The sequence below is a fragment of the Streptomyces sp. 6N223 genome, assembly GCF_052246635.1.
Classification (GTDB): Bacteria; Actinomycetota; Actinomycetes; order Streptomycetales; family Streptomycetaceae; genus Streptomyces.
In genome coordinates this window covers 49870-64827 of the sequence record NZ_JBQQCA010000039.1, presented here as the reverse complement: position 1 = coordinate 64827, position 14958 = coordinate 49870, and the positions used below count along the sequence as shown (strand labels likewise).

General features: G+C 72.9%; 12 protein-coding genes. 6 read left to right on the top strand and 6 right to left on the bottom strand.

Annotated elements, in window-relative coordinates; all coding sequences use genetic code 11:
- The 5 genes from pfkB to ACTWQH_RS22605 form a co-directional block, all read right to left on the bottom strand.
- Positions 1 to 998, bottom strand: a 998-nt coding sequence (gene pfkB / locus ACTWQH_RS22625; RefSeq protein ID WP_443288524.1) for a 1-phosphofructokinase, incomplete at its 3' end; no start/stop codon positions are given.
- A 74-nt stretch (positions 999 to 1072) separates the two neighbouring features.
- Positions 1073 to 1834 carry a DeoR/GlpR family DNA-binding transcription regulator gene (locus ACTWQH_RS22620; protein WP_443288521.1) on the bottom strand — a complete coding sequence of 254 codons (762 nt, stop codon included), beginning with the start codon at positions 1832 to 1834 and terminating at the stop codon, positions 1073 to 1075.
- A 258-nt stretch (positions 1835 to 2092) separates the two neighbouring features.
- Positions 2093 to 3625 carry an MFS transporter gene (locus ACTWQH_RS22615; RefSeq protein WP_443288519.1) on the bottom strand — a complete coding sequence of 511 codons (1533 nt, stop codon included), beginning with the start codon at positions 3623 to 3625 and terminating at the stop codon, positions 2093 to 2095.
- 255 nt (positions 3626 to 3880) lie between these two features.
- Positions 3881 to 4567 (bottom strand): TetR/AcrR family transcriptional regulator, encoded by a 687-nt coding sequence (locus ACTWQH_RS22610; protein WP_443288518.1) that lies wholly within the window; start codon positions 4565 to 4567, stop codon positions 3881 to 3883.
- A gap of 223 nt (positions 4568 to 4790) precedes the next feature.
- Positions 4791 to 5816: a sigma-70 family RNA polymerase sigma factor gene (locus ACTWQH_RS22605; RefSeq protein WP_443288517.1), complete on the bottom strand. Its 1026-nt coding sequence runs from the start codon at positions 5814 to 5816 to the stop codon at positions 4791 to 4793.
- A gap of 356 nt (positions 5817 to 6172) precedes the next feature.
- Here ACTWQH_RS22605 and ACTWQH_RS22600 point away from each other — a divergent pair, with 356 nt between their 5' ends.
- The 3 genes from ACTWQH_RS22600 to ACTWQH_RS22590 all read left to right on the top strand — a co-directional run bounded on the left by ACTWQH_RS22600 (position 6173) and on the right by ACTWQH_RS22590 (position 10361).
- Positions 6173 to 7516: a M6 family metalloprotease domain-containing protein gene (locus ACTWQH_RS22600; RefSeq protein ID WP_443288516.1), complete on the top strand. Its 1344-nt coding sequence runs from the start codon at positions 6173 to 6175 to the stop codon at positions 7514 to 7516.
- 83 nt (positions 7517 to 7599) lie between these two features.
- On the top strand, positions 7600 to 9150 hold the full coding sequence (locus tag ACTWQH_RS22595; protein ID WP_443288515.1) for an FtsW/RodA/SpoVE family cell cycle protein: 1551 nt from the start codon (positions 7600 to 7602) through the stop codon (positions 9148 to 9150).
- Positions 9147 to 10361 (top strand): M20 metallopeptidase family protein, encoded by a 1215-nt coding sequence (locus ACTWQH_RS22590; RefSeq protein ID WP_443288514.1) that lies wholly within the window; start codon positions 9147 to 9149, stop codon positions 10359 to 10361. Before ACTWQH_RS22595 ends, ACTWQH_RS22590 begins: the two co-directional genes overlap by 4 nt.
- An 18-nt stretch (positions 10362 to 10379) precedes the next feature.
- Here the strand turns inward: ACTWQH_RS22590 and ACTWQH_RS22585 are convergent, their stop codons facing one another.
- The gene (locus ACTWQH_RS22585; protein WP_443288513.1) at positions 10380 to 10844 is read right to left on the bottom strand and encodes an Hsp20/alpha crystallin family protein; all 465 of its coding nucleotides are present in this window, start codon (positions 10842 to 10844) and stop codon (positions 10380 to 10382) included.
- Between the two features lie 269 nt (positions 10845 to 11113).
- Between ACTWQH_RS22585 and ACTWQH_RS22580 the strand changes: the two genes are divergently transcribed.
- The 3 genes from ACTWQH_RS22580 to ACTWQH_RS22570 are packed head-to-tail and all read left to right on the top strand — an operon-like array spanning position 11114 to position 14905.
- Complete coding sequence (locus tag ACTWQH_RS22580; RefSeq protein WP_443288512.1) at positions 11114 to 12766, top strand: amino acid adenylation domain-containing protein; 1653 nt, start codon at positions 11114 to 11116, stop codon at positions 12764 to 12766.
- Positions 12763 to 14091: a hypothetical protein gene (locus ACTWQH_RS22575; RefSeq protein WP_443288511.1), complete on the top strand. Its 1329-nt coding sequence runs from the start codon at positions 12763 to 12765 to the stop codon at positions 14089 to 14091. The genes ACTWQH_RS22580 and ACTWQH_RS22575 overlap by 4 nt, the downstream gene beginning before the upstream one ends.
- Positions 14092 to 14125: 34 nt before the next feature.
- Complete coding sequence (locus ACTWQH_RS22570; RefSeq protein WP_443288510.1) at positions 14126 to 14905, top strand: enoyl-CoA hydratase-related protein; 780 nt, start codon at positions 14126 to 14128, stop codon at positions 14903 to 14905.
- The last annotated feature ends 53 nt before the right edge of the window (positions 14906 to 14958 follow it).

The following is a 14958-nucleotide window of genomic DNA, read 5'->3' as shown; positions in this document are numbered from 1 at the left end:
CTCCCGGAGGGGGGGGAGGGATTTGGGGGTGGGGGGGGCGGGGGGGTGGGGGACGGGGGACGGTCGAGGGGGAGGTCGGCGGTGACGGTGACGTCGGCCGGCCGCAGCCCGTCGGGCGTCGGCATGGAGCTGCCCGGCAGCCGCACCGCGGCCGCGCCGTGCGCCACGGCCGAGGCCAGCGCCTCGGGGCCGCTCCGGCCGGCGGCGAGCGAGGTGAGGAAGCCGGCCAGCGAGGCGTCGCCCGCGCCGACATCGCTGCGGACCTCGCCCGCCGCGACCGGCGCGCTGCCGAAGTACGCCCCCGAGCCGTCCACCAGCAGCTGCCCCGCCGCGCCGAGGCTGGCGAGCACCGCCCCCGCCCCGGCCGCGCGCAGCTCCTCGGCGGCCTTCACGGCGTCGCCGAGGCAGGCGAGTTCGCGGCCCACCGCCTCGGCCAGCTCCTCGGCGTTCGGCTTGACGATGTCGGGTCGGGCGGCCAGGGCGCCGGTCAGCGCCGGGCCCGAGGTGTCCAGCGCGACCCGCGACCCGGCGTGGTGGGCGCGCTCGACCAGCTCGGCGTACCACTCCGGCTCCGTGCCGCGCGGCAGGCTGCCGCAGCAGACGGTCCAGGCGGCGCGTGCGGCGCAGCGTCCGGCGGTGCGCAGCAGCTCCCGCGCCTCGCGCGCGCTCAGCTCGGGCCCGGCGGCGTTGACCTTGGTGAGGGTGCCGTCGGGCTCGACGACCGAGACGTTCACCCGTGTCGAGCCGGAGACCGGCACCCGGGCCACGGTGACGCCGAGCGCGAGCAGCAGCTCGGACAGCAGCGCGCCCTCGGGTCCGCCGAGCGGCAGCACGGCGGCGGTCCGGTGGCCGGCGGCGGCCACGGCCCGCGAGACGTTGACGCCCTTGCCGCCGGGGTCGACCCGGTCGGCCCCGGCCCGCAGCACCGCGCCGCGCTCCAGCGCGGGGATCTCGTAGGTGCGGTCGAGGCTGGGGTTGGGGGTGACGGTGAGGATCATGCTCCGCGAGCCGCCGCCCAGGGGGCCGCCGATGGCGCTCACGGCGCTCACGGTGCTCACCGCGTTCCCGGCGTTCATACGCGCCTCACCTCCGTGCCCGCCGCCTCGATGGCGCGCGCGTCGGCGGCGCTCAGGCCGTCGTCGGTGATGAGGAGCTGGGCCTGGCCGAGTGCGCCGAAGCGGGCGAAGTGCTGCCGGCCGAACTTCCCGGAGTCCGCCAGCAGCACCACCCGGCGCGCGGCGGCGATCAGCGCCCGCTTCACGGCGGCCTCGGCGAGGTCGGGGGTGGTGAGGCCGGAGTCGGGGGAGAAGCCGTTGGTGGCGAGGAAGAGGACGTCGGCGGTGATCTCGCCGTAGGTGCGCAACGCCCACGCGTCGACCGCCGCGCGGGTGCGGTGGCGGACCCGGCCGCCGACCACGTGCAGTTCGATGCCGGGGTGGTCGGCCAGCCGCGCGGCCAGCGGCAGCGCGTGCGTGACGACGGTCAGGGAGGTGTCGAGGGGAAGGGCGGCGGCGAGCGCGGCCGTGGTGGTGCCCGCGTCGAGGATGACGCTGCCCTCGTCGGGGAGCTCGGCGAGCGCGGCGCGGGCGATGCGTTCTTTCTGCGCGACGGCGGTGGCCTCGCGTTCGCTGAGGTCGGGCTCGAAGTCCAGGCGCCCGGCGGGGATGGCGCCGCCGTGCACCCGGCGCACCATCCCGGCGCGGGCGAGGGCGTTCAGGTCGCGGCGTACTGTCTCGGCGGTGACCCGGAACTCCTCGGCGAGCCCGGGCACGTCCACCCGGCCCCGCTCGCGCGCGAGCCTGAGGATCGCCTGCTGCCGCTCCGGTGCGTACATCCTGACCGTCCCCGCCGTCCTGTCCGTTCGTGCCTGTTTTCCTGCCCGATTCTGTGGATCGATCGGAGATTACGCCCGGCTGCCGGGAAAGTAAACACGTGCGGAGCGAATCAGAGGCAGTCAGATGCGAACCGGGCACATCCGGACTCACCCGGTGCGCGAAAGGCCCCCGCGGCGGGTCGCCGCGGGGGCCTTTCGCGTGAGGCAATGGCGGGGGTGCCGCCGTGTGTCAGCGCGTGTAGCGCGCGTCAGCGCGCGTCAGTGCGCCATGACGGGGACCGGCTCGTCGGTGACGGGCTTGCCGTCCGCGTCCACGGCCGGGCCCTGGTGGCCGCGGCTGTCGATCAGCACGAAGGCCGCCACCGCCGAGACCAGCAGGATGCCGAACGCCCACCAGGTGGCCTCGGTGTAGCCGTGCACCATCGAATCCAGCTGGAGCAGCGCCTGCTCACCCTGGCTGGTGGCGCCCGCCGCGTGCGAGGTGAAGTACGAGGTGGTGGCGCTGGCCGCGATGGTGTTCAGCAGCGCCGTGCCGATCGCGCCGCCGACCTGCTGCGAGACGTTGACCATCGCCGAGGCGACGCCCGCGTCCGTGGGCTTGACCCGCTCGGTGGCCAGGCTCATGCCGGGCATGAACGCGGTGCCGAGGCCGAGGCCGAGCAGCAGCTGCGCGGGCACCACCACGCCCCAGTAGGAGGTGTTGAGGTCGAGCTGGGTCAGCAGCAGCATCCCGACCGCGGCGACGAGGTAGCCGGGCACCATCAGCACGCGCGGGGGAACCCGCGTCACCAGCCGGGTCCCGATCTGCGTCGAGCCGACCATCATGCCCACCACCATCGGCATGAACGCCACGCCGGTCTTGATCGGCGAGTATCCGCGCACGATCTGGAGGTAGTAGGTCAGGAAGAGGAAGAGCCCGAACATCGCGATCATCGCGAGGCCCAGCGAGAGGTACGCCCCGCCGCGGTTGCGGTCGGTGACCACCCGCAGCGGCAGCAGCGGCGACTGCACCCTGGACTCCACGATGACGAAGAGCACCAGGAGCACGGCCGAGGCCACGAACATCGAGACCGTGACGGACTCGGTCCAGTCCTTCTGCTCGGCGCGGCTGAAGCCGTAGACCAGGGCGACCAGGCCGAGGGTGCCGAGGATCACGCCCGGGACGTCGAGCGTCGAACGGTTGCGGGCCTCCTCGGGCTCCCGGATCACGGCCAGGGCGCCGGCCGCGGCGACGGCCGCGAACGGGATGTTGACGAAGAAGGTCCAGCGCCAGTCCAGGTAGTCGGTGAGGAAGCCACCGAGCAGCAGGCCGACGGCGGCGCCGGCGCCGGCGATGGCGCCGAAGATGCCGAACGCCTTCGCCCGCTCCTTGGGGTCGGTGAACAGCACCGTCAGGAGGGAGAGCGCGGCGGGGGCGGACACCGCTCCGAAGACGCCCTGCAGGGCGCGGGCGGCGAAGAGCATGGCCTCGTTCTGCGCGGCACCGCCGAGCGCGGAGGCGAGGGCGAAGCCGATCAGGCCGATGATGAAGGCGCGCCTGCGGCCCCACAGGTCGGCCACCCGGCCGCCGAAGAGCAGCAGGCCACCGAACGCCAGGGCGTAGGCGGTGATGACCCACTGCCGGTTGCCGTCGGATATGTCCAGGTCGACCTGGGCCGAGGGCAGCGCGATGTTCACGATGGTGGCGTCGACGACGACCATCAGCTGCGCCAGGGAGATGAAGATCAGCGCTTTCCAGCGCCTCGGGTCAAGCCCGGCTGGAGCCTGGCTCGGTGCGGATTTTTGTGGCATGGAGTTGGCTACCTCACGGTTGCGATGTGCGTATCGGAGTCTCTGGTGGCGAGCTGTCGATACAGAGACTTGGGAGAGACCGAAAACTGAGCGCCAGGCGCCGTTTCATGGCTCGATGAAGGTCCAGGTGGACGTGGACAGGTGGTCAGGACGGGATAGCGCGGGCGGGATGGAACGGATGGAACGGAACGGAGAGGGTCGGGTGGCTTGGGATCGGGGCCGCTTGGCGGGGCCGGCGGTGGCGCGGCGGTGAGGTCAGCGCACCCGGACCCCTCCATGGACCTCGCCCTTGAGGTCTTTGAGGTCATCGACGTCCAGCGGGGTGCCGGGCAGCCGGGAGGACGCCGGGGCCCGCAGGCCGTCGATGAAGATCTGCAGGTGCCGCCGCGCCGCGATCTCGCCGCCGGGGCACTCTCCGCCGGGCATGGGCCGGGTCAGCCGGGCGATCGCGAGCAGGACATCGCCGGAGCCGATGTCGTTCCGCAACTGGCCCGACTCACGGGCACGTTCGATCAACCGCTCCGCTGTCTCGCTCATCCGCTCCCGGCTGGCGACGAGTTCGGGATCCTCGGGATCGATGCCGGAGTCCAGCATCAGGGTGCAGAGCGCGCCGATCCGCTCCTCCGAGGTCCCTAGCAGGGCCGCGCTGAGCGCCTCAAAAGGATCAAGATCCCCCTCCAGCAGTGATTCGGCGCGCTCGGTGAACCGTTCGGTCACGAAGAGCAGCACGTGGTAGAGCAGAGACTTCCGGTCGGGGAAGTGCCGGTACAGCGTGGCATTGCCGACCCCCGCACGTCGAGCGATTTCATCGAGGGGCACCTCCGGCCCCTCCGCGACGAGCGCCTCGCGCGCGGCGGCGAGGATGCGTTCCCGGTTGCGGACAGCGTCGGCGCGCAGCCGTGGCCGCGTCGCGGTGGGGCTTGCGGTTGCTGTGGCGCTCACGGGTCTCCTCGCGTCTGACTGACATCTCACTCGCGTGAGACACCAAGCAAAACGGAGAAGTGTTCCCCGGATATTTCGAAGAGGGATGTGTTGTATGTCACAGCCTGTCAGTTGGCGGAGGCTGACACGCGGGAGCCGCCGGAGACGCCGAAGACGCGAGAGGGCGGTGGGTGCCCGGGCACCCACCGCCTTCATGGCGCTGGCGCTGTTACGCGCGTTCGCGTTACGCCGCCGCGTCGAAGCCGGAGTCGTTCGCCATGCGCTTGAGCTCCAGCAGGGCGTGCTTCTCGATCTGCCGGATGCGCTCGCGCGTCAGGCCGTGCTGCTTGCCCACCTCCGTGAGCGTGCGCTCCCGGCCGTCCTCGATGCCGTACCGCGCGCGGATGATCGCGGCGGTGCGCTGGTCGAGGCGGCTGATCAGGTCCTCAAGACCCTCGCGCCGCATCATCACCAGCACGGACTGCTCCGGCGAGGCGGCGGAGGTGTCCTCCAGCAGGTCGCCGAACTGCGTCTCGCCCTCGTCGTCCACCGACATGTTCAGGCTGACGGGGTCGCGCGCCCAGTCCAGCACGTCCTGGATGCGCTCGGGCGAGGAGCCGAGCTCGGCGGCGATCTCCGAGGGCTCGGGCTCGCGGCCGTGCTCGCGGTTGAACTCCCGCTGCACGCGCCGGATGCGGCCCAGCTCCTCCACCAGGTGCACCGGCAGCCGGATGGTGCGCGACTGGTCGGCTATCGACCGCGTGATGGCCTGCCGGATCCACCAGGTGGCGTACGTCGAGAACTTGAAGCCCTTGGTGTAGTCGAACTTCTCCACCGCGCGCACCAGGCCGGCGTTGCCCTCCTGGATCAGGTCCAGCAGCGGCAGCCCGCTGCGCGGGTACCGCCGGGCGACGGCGACGACCAGGCGCAGGTTGGAACGGATGAAGATGTCCTTCGCCCGCTCGCCCGCCGCGACGAGCCGCTCCAGCTCCTCACGGCTCGCGGACGCCGCGGTGCCCCCGGGCGCGGGCTCCTCCTCGCCATGAAGAATGCGCTCCGCGTACAACCCGGCTTCGATCGCGAGGGACAGCTCCACCTCCTGCGCAGCGTCGAGCAGCGGCGTGCGGGCTATCTCGTCGAGATACATCCCCACGAGGTCGCGCTCGGTGGCGTCGCGGTCGGCGTTGCTGCCAGTGGTGGACCGAACACTGCCCGTCGCTTCGACACTGTCGTCAGTGTCCTGACGCCGGGCGACGGCACGGGTTGCCATACGTGCTCCCTTGCGAGTGATCGAACAGAAGAACCTGAACGGGGATGCCCCCTTGCGTCCCACGTCCGTAACGAATCAACGACGGGAATCCGGACAGAATTCCCAACCATCGCAACTTTTTTCCGGGATGCGGTACCCTGCCCGCCCACACATCGAACCCACGTCTCCCTACACCCCTGAAGACGAACGGCGCGCACGGATAGTTGCGTCGAGCCGCGCCGATCGAGCCCGGCTTCCGGCCCCCGTCGGGTACCCGCCGCCCCTCCACCCGAACGCGCCGTCCGGCGCGCGTATGCCCGCCCCCCGCCCCATCGTGGACACCCCACCCCGGTCCCAGGGGAAGGAGCGGGAGGCCCATGCCCCAGCCACGCGGCCACCGAATACCCCGAATACGCCGAGCGCGCGCAGCGCGTCGGACACCCCCGCGCCGCCGCGCCGTGCTCGCCGCCACCGGATCCCTCGCGCTGCTGCTGGCGACCACACCCGGCCTTCCGGCCCCTTCCCCCGCCGCCGCCCCGGCCACCGCCTGCGCCCTCCCCGCGCCCGCCGCCCCCAGGACCGCGGGCGCCCCCGCCGCCCCGGCCGCCATCGGCGGCCTGACCGAGGCCATAGCCATCCCTCCCGACACCCCCGGCACCGACTACGCCCCCACCACCGGCACCGTCACCGCCCTCACCCTCTTCATCGACTTCCCCGACGCCCGCGCCACCCTCAGCACCCGCCAGCGCTTCGCCGAGTTCTTCCCCGCCACCACCGCGTACTTCGCCGACGCCTCCCACGGCCGCCTGACCTACCGCCCCGTCCCCGTCCACCGCTGGCTGCGCATGCCGCAGCCCTTCGAGCGCTACGGCATCGACCGCGGCAGCGGCTGGCACCCGGACGACCCCCAGGGCTACAACCGCCTCATGCGCGACGTTCTCGCCGCCCTCGGCGACGACGCCGACCCCGCCGCCCACGACCTGGTCAACGTCCTCGCCGTCCCCGAGGCAGGGCCCCCGGCCACCGAGCAGGTGCTCTCCGTCACCTTCCCGGGCCGCCCCCTCCTGACCACCCCCACCGGCCCCCTGCGCAACGTCAGCTTCATCTGGAGCCGCCAGCCCGGCGAGAGCCCCCACCGCGTACTGGTCCACGAGAACGCCCACTCCTTCGGCCTCCCCGACCTCTACGGCGCCCACGGCGCGAAGCGGCAGCCGCTGACCGGCCACTGGGACGTGATGGAGGAGGACTGGGGCCCCAGCAACGACCTGCTCGCCTGGCACAAGTGGAAGCTGCGCTGGCTCGCCGACCACCAGGTCCGCTGCGTCACCCGCGCCCCCGGCACCACCGAGCACTGGCTCACCCCCGCCGGCACCCCCGGCCCCGGCGCCAAGCTGATCGCCGTCCGCACCGGCCGCCACACCGCGCTCGCCCTGGAGGTGCGCGCCCCCGGCGGCCTCGACCGCGTCGTCTGCCGCCCCGGCGTCCTCGTCTCCCGCGTCGACGCCGCCGTCCCCAGCGGCTCGGGCCCCGTCCGCGTCGCCGACGCCACCCCCCGCGGCGACGGCTGCCAGCCGGTCCCCCACCCCCAGGTCACCGCCTCGCTGACCGACGCCCCCTACCTCCCCGGCCAGACCTTCCGCGACGAACGCGCCCGCGTCAGCGTCACCGTGCTCGACGCCGACCCCTCCGGCCGCCACCGCGTCCGCATCACCCGCTGGTGACCTGCCGCGCTGCCCCTCCCTCTTGGTAGGTTTCCTCCGGCGCCGCGGCGCCGGAGGACGGGGACAGGGGGCGTCAGAAGAAGATGGCGAGATCCAGGGGCAGGATCAGCGGCACGGGCGGCCTGGTGCCGACCGACGTGCGGCGTTGGATATCTCACCGCCGCAACACCGAACTCGCGCTCGTCGTCTTCGCCCTGCTCATCGTCACCTTCGGCCACGCCGCCGCCGGCCTCGCCATGTCCGACGGCGAACTGCCCACCGGCCTGCCCGTCTACGCCGGCGGCCTGTCGGCCCTCGCCCTCCTCGCCCACCTCGCCGTACGCCGCTTCGCCCGCCACGCCGACCCGCTGATCCTGCCCGTCACCGTGCTGCTCACCGGGCTCGGCCTGGTCCTGATGGACCGCCTCGACCACGCCTACGCCGAGCACTACCCGCCCGACAACTACCAGTCCGCCCCGGTCGCCCCCGACCAGGTCATGTGGACCGTCATCGGCGTGGTCCTCCTCGTCGCCACCCTCGTCGTGCTGCGCCACCACCGCGTGCTCCAGCGCTACACCTACCTCGGCATGGCCGTGGCGATGCTCCTCCTCATGGCCCCGGCGTTCTTCGGCGCCGACCAGTTCGGCGCCAAGCGCTGGATCACCCTCGGCCCGATGTCCGTGCAGCCCGGCGAGTTCGTCAAGGTCATGATCGTGGTGTTCTTCGCCAGCTACCTCATGGCCAACCGCGACGCCCTCGCCCTCGTCGGCCGCCGCGTCCTGGGCCTGGCCCTGCCGCGCGGCCGCAACGCCGGGCCCGTGCTGCTGATCTGGGCCGTCAGCCTCATCGTCCTCTTCTACGAGCGCGACCTCGGCACCTCGCTCATCTTCTTCGGCGTCTTCATCGTCATGCTCTACATCGCCACCGAGCGCACGAGCTGGGCCCTGCTCGGCGTGCTGATGTTCGTGCTCGGCGCCGCCGCCGTCGCCGCCACCCAGCCCCACGTCAAGGGCCGCGTCCAGGCCTGGCTCGACCCGATGGCGATCTTCCTGCCCCCCGAGGAACGCCCGCCGGGCCTGATCTCCGACCAGTCCGCCCAGGCCCTGTTCAGCTTCGGCGCGGGCGACCTGACCGGCACGGGCCTCGGCCAGGGCCACTCCTACCTGGTCGGCTTCGCCGGCCGCAGCGACTTCATCCTCGCCACCGTCGGCGAGGAGCTGGGCCTGACCGGCGTCACGCTCGTCCTCCTCCTCTACGTGCTGCTCATCCAGCGCGGCCTGGCCGCCGCCATGAACGCCACCGACCCCTTCGGCAAGCTGCTGGCCGCCGGGCTCTCGGTGGTGATGGCGCTGCAGGTCTTCGTCGTCGCCGGCGGCGTGACCGGCCTGATCCCGCTCACCGGCAAGGCGCTGCCGTTCCTCGCACAGGGCGGCTCCTCGACCGTGGCGAACTTCCTGCTCGTCGCGCTGCTGATCAGGGTCAGCGACAGCGCGGGCAAGGCCGCCACCGAGCCCGCGGGCAACGCCACGATCCTCACCCCCGCCATCCGACTCGACGACGCCGGGCGCCCCCAGCGCCCGGACCGCCCCGGCCGCTCGCAGCGCTCCGACCGCCACGACGAACCGGACCGCCCGGAAGGAGCCCACCCCTCATGAGCCTTGCCACCCTCCGCGAGGACGCCGCCGCCCTGGCCGACGAGCTGACCCGCCTGCGCCGCGAGCTGCACGCCGCCCCCGAGGTCGGGCTCGACCTGCCGCGCACCCAGGAGACGGTCCTCAAGGCTCTCGACGGCCTGCCGCTGGAGATCACCACCGGGCGCGCCCTGAGCTCCGTCACCGCCGTGCTGCGCGGCGGCCGGCCCGGCCCCACCGTGCTGCTGCGCGGCGACATGGACGCGCTGCCCGTGACCGAACGCACCGGCCTGGCGTTCGCCGCTCCCGCCGGCACCGGGCGTATGCACGCCTGCGGCCACGACCTGCACACCACCATGCTGGCCGGCGCCGCCCGGCTGCTGGCGGCGCACCGCGAGGAGCTGGCCGGGGACGTGCTCTTCATGTTCCAGCCGGGCGAGGAGGGTTACGACGGCGCCGGGCACATGCTCGCCGAGGGCGTGCTCGACGCCGCCGGGCCCGACCGCCGCCCGGTCGCGGCGTACGCCCTGCACGTGTCCTCGGGCCTGTTCCCCGGCGGGGTCTTCGGGGCGCGCGGCGGCCCGCAGCTCGCGGCGTCCAGCGTCCTGAATGTCACGGTGCGCGGCGCGGGCGGCCACGGCTCGCAGCCCCACCGTTCGCTCGACCCCATACCGGCCGCCTGCGAGATGGTGACCGCGCTGCAGACCTGGATCACCCGCAGCTTCGACGTCTTCGACCCGGTCGTCCTCACCGTCGGCAGCTTCCACGCGGGTACCGCCACCAACATCATCCCCGACACCGCCACCTTCGCCGCGACCATCCGCAGCGTCTCCGCCGCCCACCAGGCGCGGCTCGCCGAGGGCACGGTACGGGTCTGCGAGGGCATCGCCGCCGCCCACGGCCTGGAGGTCGAGGCCGACTTCGCCGAGCAGTACCCGGTCACCGTCAACGACCACGCCGAGGCGGAGTTCGCCGCCGGCACCGTGCGCGAGACCATGGGCGAGGAGCGCTTCACCCCCATGCCCCACCCCATCCTGGGCGCGGAGGACTTCTCCCGCGTCATCGACGAGGTGCCGGGCGCGATGATCTTCCTCGGGGCCACCCTCCCGGGGCTGGACCCCGAGACCGCGCCCAGCAACCACTCGCCGCTCGCGGCGTTCGACGAGGCGGTGCTGCCTGACGGCACGGCCCTGTACGCCGAGCTGGCCGCCCGCCGCCTCGCCCGCGCCGCGTAGGAGCCCGGGGCCCGGGGGTCAGTCCCCGGGCTCGATCTCCACGTGCCGGACGCCCGTTTCCGCCGCCTTCGGAATGATGACGGTGAGCACGCCCTCCTTCAGCGTCGCGGTCACGGCGTCGGCGTTCACCTGCCCAGGCAGCGTCGCCCGGTACTCGAAGTGCCCGGTGCGGCGCGTGCTGCTGTGCAGGGTCCCCTTGATCTCAGCCTCCTTCAGCTCGCCGGTGATGGCGATCTCGCGCTCGCCGACGGAGATGTCGACGTCCTCGTGCTTCAGGCCGGGGAGCTCCGCCTCCACGACGTAGGCGTCGTCCGTCTCCGTCAGATCGGCGAGCGGCGCCCAGCTCACGCGCTCCGCCGGCGTCCCGTACCCGGGGGCGACCGTGGACTCCAGCAGCGACCCGATGCGGTTGAAGAGATCGTCGAACTCATAGAACGGGTACCGCGACATCATCGGCCGATGCCGTCGGGTGGGGAGTGTCATCGCGTCCCACCTTCCTGTCTCTCCGTGATGGGATAAAGGCACACAAAACGTGCACACTCCTCCATGGTAGGAGTCGCTGCGACCATCGCTCCGCGCAAGGCACCGGGAACCCTCGGTGGCCTTGTTTAATTTTGGACCAAAGTCTGAGAAGGTCATGACCGTGCCTGCTGGCACCGCATGGGGCTGGGAGAAAGCCAAGTGAACGACGGCGCGGAGGAAGGGTCCGCGCCGGTCCATCGGGTTGCACCACCAGAAGGGCCTTCACTGCCATGCCGCACGTCACACGTGACATCACTCCACCCGGGGTGGCCGAGGGGCATCCCCTCCTGCGCCATCTCAGCCGGCACGACCGCCGCCTCTTCCGGATCTTCGGAACGGGCCCGGTCCGGCCGGTGCTCGACACGCACATCCACCACGCCTTCGAACGGCACGCCGCCGCGCGGCCGTCCGCCCTCGCCGCCGAACACCTCGGCCGGACCATCACCTACGGTGAGCTCGACCGGCGGGCCGAACGCCTGGCGGCCCGCCTCGCCCGGCTCGGCGTGCGTCCCGGCGACCGGGTCGCGCTGTTCACCCGCCGCTCGATCCCGATGCTGATCGGGCTGCTGGCCGCCCTCAAGGCGGGAGCGGCGTACGTGCCGCAGGACGTGGGCACCACCCCCGCCGCGCAGCTGCGGCACGTCCTCGCCACCTCGCGGGCGCGCGTGGTGCTCACCGAGTCTGCCCACGCCGACCGCGTCCCGGGCGCCGAAGGGGTCACCGTCCTGTCCGTCGACACCGCGACGGACGGACGCGACGCGGGCGAGGGCCGCGACGCGCGCGAGGGCCGCGATGCGGGCGAGCGCCGCCTCGCCACCGTGCCGCCGGGCGAGGACTGCTACGTGCTGTTCACCTCCGGCACCACCGGCACACCCAACGGCGTCGCCGTCACCCACGCCAACGTCTGCAACCTCCTCCTCACCGAGCCGGGAGACCTCGGTATCCGCCCCGGCGACCGCGTCGCCCAGATTCTCAACATCGCCTTCGACATGGCCGCCTGGGAGATCCTGGGGGCGCTCAGCCACGGCGCCGCCCTCGTCATCCGGGGCCGCGACATCGCCGAGGCGGTGCGCGCCTCGCACGTCGTCATCGCCACGCCGACGATCCTCAGCACCCTCGATCCCGCGGCCTGCCCGGGCGTGCGGACGGTGGCCGTCGCCGGAGAGCCGTGCCCCCGCCCGCTCGCCGACGCCTGGGCCCACGGCCGCGCGTTCTACAACGGCTGCGGCCCGACCGAGACCACCATCGTCAACACCATGCAGCTCCACACCCCGTCGGCCGCCCGCCTGACCATCGGACGGCCCACGCCCAACAACACCGTCTACGTCCTCGACGAGCGCGGGCGGCCCTGCCCCATCGGCGAGACGGGCGAGATGTGGGCCGGCGGCGCGGGCGTCTCGGCCGGCTACCTCGGCAACCCGGAGCTCAACGCCGAGCGCTACGCCCCCGATCCGTTCCTGGGCCCCGGACACGTCATGTTCCGCACCCGGGACCTCGGACGCTGGACGCCCGACGGCGAACTGGAGCACCTGGGCAGGACCGACGACCAGGTCAAGATCCGCGGCTTCCGCGTGGAGCTGGACGCGGTCTCCGCGGTCCTGGAGTCCTCCCTGCCCGGCTGCGCCCGCGCCGCCACCGTCAAGCTCGACGACCAGACCCTCGTCTCCTTCGTCGCGCCCGGCTACCTCGCCGGCGAGGCGGCGCGCGCCGCCGTCGCCGCGGCCCTGCCCTACTACTGTGTCCCGGCCGCCGTGCACGCCCTCGACGCCCTGCCCCTCACCAGCCGGGGCAAGATCGACAAGGCGGCCCTGCGCCACCTGGCGTCCGAGCTGAACGAGCGCGCGCCGCGCGCCTCCGAGCTGGTGGGGGAGGCCACGTCGTGACCGCGCCCCTGACCGCCACCTCGGCGGCGCCCCCCGCGCCGCCCGCTTCGTCGGAGCTGCCGGAGCTGCCGCCCCCCACCGGCCCGCTCCGCCGGGCGTTCAAGCACCCCCTCCTCATGCACTACAACCGCCTCATCGCGCTGGTCTGGGCGGTCAACCTCGCCGCCCTCTGGCACGGCCTGTCCGACGGCGACGGGATGGCGGCGCGATCCGTCTCCTACGCCGCGCTCGCCAACCTCACCCTCGCGGTCGTCGTCCGCCAGCAGTACGTCATCAACGCGCTGTTCTGGCTGGCCACCCGAGCGCCCACCACCTGGCCGCTGCGCGTGCGCTGGACCCTGGCGAAGGTCTATCACTTCGGCGGCCTGCACGTCGGCGGCGCGACCGCCGGCGCCGCGTGGTTCCTCGGCCTGCTCCCGGTGCTGGCCACCGGCGGCGCGCCGGGCGATGTGCTCGCCGTCTCCTGCCTCCTCGGGGCGTTGCTCGTCACCATGATCGTCACCGCCCTGCCGCCGCTGCGCGCCCGCCACCACGACTTCTTCGAGCGGGCCCACCGCTTCGGCGGCTGGAGCGTGCTGCTGCTGTTCTGGGCGCAGACCGTGCTGGTTCTCCGCGACCGGGGTGAAGGGCTCTGGTCGGCCCCGGAGACGTGGGTGCTCGCGGTGGTGACGTTCAGCGTCGCGCTGCCCTGGCTGCGGCTGCGCAAGGTGGACGTCGCGATCGAACGCCCCTCCTCCCACGTGGTGCTGGCCCGCTTCGACCACGGCGTCACGCCCTTCGCCGGCTCGTCGACCACGATCAGCAGGAGCCCGCTGAAGGAGTGGCACTCCTTCGCCAACGTCCCCAGCCCCGGGCGGTCCGGCTTCCGCCTGACCATCTCCCGGGCCGGAGACTGGACCGCCTCGTTCATCGACGACCAGCCCGCGCGGGTGTGGGTGAAGGGCATCACCACCGCGGGCGTCGCCAACATCGAGACGCTGTTCACCAAGGTGATCTACGTCGCCACCGGCAGCGGCATCGGACCGTGCCTGCCGCACCTGCTCGCATGCCAGGTGCCCTCCCGCCTCGTCTGGGCCACCCGCGACCCGCGGCGCACGTACGGCGAGTCACTGGTCGAGGAGATCCGCGCCGTCCAGCCCGACGGGCTCATCTGGGACACCACCGAGCACGGCAAGCCCGACCTCGTCTCCCTGGCGTACGCCGCCTACCGGGACTTCGGGGCCGAGGCCGTCATCTGCATCTCCAACAAGAAGACCACCTGGCGCGTCGTCCACGGCCTGGAACGCCGGGGCATCCCCGCCTACGGCGCCATCTGGGACTCCTGAACCGCCGGCCGCGCCACTCGAAAGGGCCTCTTTCATGATCGACACGCTCAACCACATCAAGGTGGAGCGCGAGGAACGGGTCGTCACCGTCCGCCTCCACCGCCCCGAGGTGCTCAACGCCCTCAGCAGCGAGCTGATGACCGAACTGGTCACCACCCTCCAGCCCCTCGACCGGGACCCCGGCGTGGGCTGCTTCCTCCTCACCGGCTCCGAACGCGTCTTCGCCGCTGGCGCCGACATCCGCGAGATGGCCGCCAAGACGGCCGGCGAGATGTTCGACGAGGACTACTTCGCCGGCTGGGAGGCGTTCACCGCGCTGCGCACCCCGAAGGTCGCCGCCGTCTCCGGCTACGCCCTGGGCGGTGGCTGCGAGCTCGCCATGATGTGCGACCTCGTCATCGCCGCCGACACCGCCGTCTTCGGGCAGCCGGAGATCACGCTCGGGGTGATCCCGGGCATCGGCGGCACCCAGCGCCTGACCCGCCTGGTCGGCAAGGCCAAGGCCATGGACCTCATCCTCACCGGCCGCACCATGGACGCCGAGGAGGCCGAACGCTCCGGCCTGGTGTCCCGCGTCGTCCCTGCCGGCCGGCTGATGGAGGAGGCCACCGCCGTCGCCCGGACCATCGCCGGCTACGGAAAGCAGGCCGCGATGGCGGCCCGCGAGACCGTCGACCACGCCCTGGAGGTGGGCCTGGCCGAGGGCACCCGCTACGAACGCCGCGTCTTCCACGCGCTCTTCGCCACCGAGGACCAGAAGGAGGGGATGAGCGCCTTCCTGGAGAAGCGCCCGCCCCACTTCACCGGGCGCTGACGCTGACGCCGCGCGGACGCCGGCCCACCCACCGGGTGGTGTGGGCCGGCGTC

Excerpts from the sequence above, each read along its gene's own strand:
- ACTWQH_RS22620 (WP_443288521.1), bottom strand. The coding sequence starts at position 1,834 with ATGTACGCACCGGAGCGGCAGCAGGCGATCCTCAGGCTCGCGCGCGAG.
- ACTWQH_RS22615 (WP_443288519.1), bottom strand. The coding sequence starts at position 3,625 with ATGCCACAAAAATCCGCACCGAGCCAGGCTCCAGCCGGGCTTGACCCG.
- ACTWQH_RS22605 (WP_443288517.1), bottom strand. The coding sequence starts at position 5,816 with ATGGCAACCCGTGCCGTCGCCCGGCGTCAGGACACTGACGACAGTGTC.
- ACTWQH_RS22600 (WP_443288516.1), top strand. The coding sequence starts at position 6,173 with ATGCCCCAGCCACGCGGCCACCGAATACCCCGAATACGCCGAGCGCGC.
- ACTWQH_RS22595 (WP_443288515.1), top strand. The coding sequence starts at position 7,600 with ATGGCGAGATCCAGGGGCAGGATCAGCGGCACGGGCGGCCTGGTGCCG.
- ACTWQH_RS22590 (WP_443288514.1), top strand. The coding sequence starts at position 9,147 with ATGAGCCTTGCCACCCTCCGCGAGGACGCCGCCGCCCTGGCCGACGAG.
- ACTWQH_RS22585 (WP_443288513.1), bottom strand. The coding sequence starts at position 10,844 with ATGACACTCCCCACCCGACGGCATCGGCCGATGATGTCGCGGTACCCG.
- ACTWQH_RS22580 (WP_443288512.1), top strand. The coding sequence starts at position 11,114 with ATGCCGCACGTCACACGTGACATCACTCCACCCGGGGTGGCCGAGGGG.
- ACTWQH_RS22570 (WP_443288510.1), top strand. The coding sequence starts at position 14,126 with ATGATCGACACGCTCAACCACATCAAGGTGGAGCGCGAGGAACGGGTC.